The following is a 1,076-nucleotide window of genomic DNA, read 5'->3' as shown; positions in this document are numbered from 1 at the left end:
TGTCAATAATCTTCGGAGTCGGCCACATCCCGTTTCAATCCGACCCGGATTCGCAGATCACAGGCACACACCGTTAGGCATGTGCATCGTGCGTGGTCGCAGGTTTCAATCCGACTCGGATTTGTAGATCACAGGAACTGTTCACGCCCAACCCCGAGACGGAGGCCGACAAGTTTCAATCCGGCTCGGATTTGTAGATCGCGGGGACTCGTTTACCACGCGTGCTCGCAGATCGGCTTCGGCTTGTTTCAATCCGGCTCGGATTTGTAGATCGCGGGGACGGCTGATGTTCTGGGGGGGCTGGACAGCCCACCGTTTCAATCCGGCTCGGATTTGTAGATCGCGGGGACTATTGAAGCGGTCGACCCGGAGGGCTGCCGCACGAGTTTCAATCCGGCTCGGATTTGTAGATCGCGGGGACCAATGATTTCTTTGGGCTGTTCGAACTGGCCCGTAGTTTCAATCCGGCTCGGATTTGTAGATCGCGGGGACGGCATGGGCCCATGGCTCGCCTACACCGAGAGGGGGTTTCAATCCGGCTCGGATTTGTAGATCGTGGGGACCGCGGTTGGCTCCGAAGGCCGAGGTGGTTTTGTTTCAATCCGGCTCGGATTTGTAGATCGTGGGGACAAGGCATTGATCGACACCGTCGCAGAACTGCCTGGTTTCAATCCGGCTCGGATTTGTAGATCGTGGGGACGCTGTCCGAATTGTACCCCGTCTGAGCTGGGGGTTTGCAAGATCCAACCACAACCTCCTTTTGAAGATCTTTTGAATCATGGTGAGATGATCTAAAAATTCTGTGTCGTTGCAGGTCAGAATACATGTCGATCTCCCACCACAACCTCCCGGGTTTGTCGGCGTGTCGGAGGTTGTGGTGGATGATCTAGGTGGCGGGTGGGAGCGAAGGCGCGTAGGAAGGTGTTGACGTCGGCGGCGATGGCCGTACGCAGCTCGGCGTCGGTGACCTCGCTGGTGCCGAGCGCGGAGAGTTCGGGGAGGTCTCCCGAGACGAGGGCGAGGAAGCGCGCGGCGGCGGTGTCGGGCCCGTCGACGTCGAGGTGGCCGCGGTTGGA

At 58.6% G+C, this 1,076-nt stretch carries 1 protein-coding gene and 1 CRISPR repeat array; the gene reads right to left on the bottom strand.

The genetic code is table 11. From position 1 onward, the window contains the following. Positions 1-31 precede the first annotated feature (31 nt). A CRISPR array of direct repeats spans positions 32-700; the repeat unit is 36 nt; unit sequence GTTTCAATCCGGCTCGGATTTGTAGATCGCGGGGAC. 115 nt (positions 701-815) lie between these two features. Then, positions 816-1,076, bottom strand: a 261-nt coding sequence (locus tag NBW84_RS18410) for a TetR/AcrR family transcriptional regulator C-terminal domain-containing protein (RefSeq protein ID WP_250285977.1), incomplete at its 5' end; no start/stop codon positions are given.

Origin of the sequence: Protofrankia sp. CiP1_Cm_nod2 (assembly GCF_920664355.1) — a bacterium.
GTDB lineage: Bacteria > Actinomycetota > Actinomycetes > Frankiales > Frankiaceae > Protofrankia.
This window is presented reverse-complemented; position numbering and strand designations above follow the sequence as displayed.